The sequence below is a fragment of the Burkholderia sp. LMG 13014 genome, from assembly GCF_905232215.1.
Lineage (GTDB): Bacteria > Pseudomonadota > Gammaproteobacteria > Burkholderiales > Burkholderiaceae > Burkholderia.
Window position 1 is genome coordinate 1 of sequence record NZ_CAJNKE010000759.1, and the last position, 2,455, is coordinate 2,455.

The following is a 2,455-nucleotide window of genomic DNA, read 5'->3' on the forward strand; positions in this document are numbered from 1 at the left end:
AGTCGTCGCGGTCGTCAACAACGACGTGATCACGGGCCGCGAACTCGACCAGCGTGCCGGCCTGATCGCGCGCCGGCTGCAGCAGCAGAATGCGCCGGTGCCGCCGGTCGACCAGCTGCGTGCGCAGGTGCTGAACCAGATGGTGCTCGAGCGTATCCAGGTGCAGAAGGCGAAGGACGACGGGATCCGCATCGACGACGCGACCGTGCAGTCCACGCTGCAGCGTCTCGCGCAGGCGAACGGCATGACGCTCGACCAGTACCGCTCGCGTCTCGAGGCGCAAGGCGTGCCCTGGAGCATCTTCACGAGCGACGCGCGTACCGAACTGATGCTGTCGAAGCTGCGCGAGCGCGAGGTCGACGGCAAGATCACCGTCTCGGACGCCGAGGTCGCGAACTACATCGCGAGCCAGCGCGGGCCGAACGCGTCGCAGCAGCAGGATCTGCGCTTCCAGCACATCTTCATCAAGGCGCCGACCAACGCGCCGCAGGCCGACATCGAAGTCGCGCAGAAGAAGGCCGATGCGTTGCTGCAGGAGGCGAAGTCGGGCGCCGATTTCGAAAAGCTCGCGAAGAACAATTCGGAAGCGAACGACGCGAAGAAGGGCGGCGACCTCGGCTTCAAGTCGCCGAGCGCGCTGCCGGCCGAGGTCGTCGACGCCGCATCGAAGCTGCGCCCGGGCCAGGTCAACCCGACGCTGATCCGCGTGCCGGACGGCTTCGAGATCGTGCGTCTCGTCGATCGTCGCCAGAGCCAGGGTGCGTCCGCCGCGGCACCGAAGATCGTGCAGACGCACGTGCGCCACATCCTGTTGCGCGTGGGCGAAGGCAAGTCGGAAGGCCAGGCGCGCCAGCAGCTGGCCGACATCCGCAACCAGGTCGAGGCCGGCGGCGATTTCGCGAAGTTCGCGCGCACCTACTCGCAGGACGGCTCGGCGTCGCAGGGCGGCGATCTCGGCTGGATCAGCCCGGGCGAGACCGTGCCGGAATTCGAACGCGCAATGAACAACCTGCAGGACGGCCAGATCAGCCAGCCGATTCGTACCGAGTACGGCTATCACCTGATCCAGGTGCTGAACCGCCGCGAGGCGGAAGGCTCGGTGCAGCAGCAGATGGACATCGCGCGTCAGGCGATCGGCCAGCGCAAGGCCGAACAGGCGTATGCCGACTGGCTGCGCGAGCTGCGCGATTCGTCGTACGTGCAGTACAAGTTCGGCGGCGCCGGTCCGGCGAACTGAGCGAGCATCAGATGACCACGCCCGCGTTGCAGATCGCAATCACGACCGGCGAACCTGCGGGGGTCGGCCCGGAGCTGACCGTGCAGGCGCTGCGTGATGCCGCGCAGCGCTGGCCCGACGCGCATTTCACCGTGCTCGGCGATGCGGCGCTGCTCGATGCGCGTGCGGCGGCCGTCGGTGCCGACCGGGCCACGCTGGCCGGTGGCGGGCCGGTGTCGGTCGCGCATTATGCGCTCGCCGTGCCCGTGCAGGCGGGCAAGCTGGACGCGGCGAACGGTCCGTACGTGCTCGGGTTGCTCGACGCGGCGATCGACGGCGCGCTGGCAGGCCGGTACGACGCGATCGTCACCGCGCCGCTGCAGAAGAGCACGATCAACGATGCGGGCGTGCCGTTCACCGGTCATACCGAATACTTGGCGGAGCGCACGCATACGCCGCGTGTCGTGATGATGCTGGCCGGTACCGGCCACAAGCCGCTGCGCGTCGCGCTCGCGACCACGCACCTGCCGCTGAAGGACGTGTCGGCCGCCTTGACGGTCGACGGGCTCGTCGAGACGCTCGCGATCATCGATCGCGACCTGCGGCGCGACTTCGGTCTGGCCGCGCCGCGCATCCTCGTGACGGGCCTGAACCCGCACGCGGGCGAGAACGGTTATCTCGGCCGCGAGGAGATCGACGTGATCGCGCCGGCGCTGGCCCGCGCGAACACGCAGGGCATCGACGCGCGCGGCCCGTATCCGGCCGACACGCTGTTCCAGCCACGCCATCTCGCCGACGCCGATTGCGTGCTCGCGATGTTCCATGACCAGGGTCTGCCCGTGCTGAAGTATGCGACGTTCGGCGAGGGCATCAACGTGACGCTCGGGCTGCCGATCATCCGCACGTCGGTCGATCACGGCACGGCACTCGATCTGGCCGGCACGGGCCGCGCGGATCCGGGCAGCATGATTGCCGCGCTCGACACGGCCGTCACGATGGCGCGCCATCGCCGCACGGCCTGACGCCCGGCTTTACCTCTTTCGTCGTATTTTTCGTTTTACTCAGTCGATGTCGAACAGCAGACAGCACCAAGGCCATTTCGCGCGCAAGCGCTTCGGGCAGAACTTCCTCGTCGATCACGGCGTGATCGACTCGATCGTCTCGACGATCGGCCCCGCGCGCGGCCAGCGCATGGTCGAGATCGGCCCCGGGCTCGGCGCGCTGACCGAGCCGCTGATC

General features: G+C 68.4%; 3 protein-coding genes. All 3 read left to right on the forward strand.

The features are described 5' to 3' along the window. The coding region (locus JYJ84_RS34180) for a peptidylprolyl isomerase (RefSeq protein WP_205190095.1) at positions 1–1,237 on the forward strand (1,237 nt) is incomplete at its 5' end. 11 nt (positions 1,238–1,248) lie between these two features. Then, positions 1,249–2,238 carry a 4-hydroxythreonine-4-phosphate dehydrogenase PdxA gene (pdxA, locus tag JYJ84_RS34185; RefSeq protein WP_175221646.1) on the forward strand — a complete coding sequence of 330 codons (990 nt, stop codon included), beginning with the start codon at positions 1,249–1,251 and terminating at the stop codon, positions 2,236–2,238. A 46-nt stretch (positions 2,239–2,284) separates the two neighbouring features. Further along, positions 2,285–2,455 (forward strand): rRNA adenine N-6-methyltransferase family protein (locus JYJ84_RS34190; protein ID WP_275890764.1); only part of this gene is annotated, 171 nt, incomplete at its 3' end.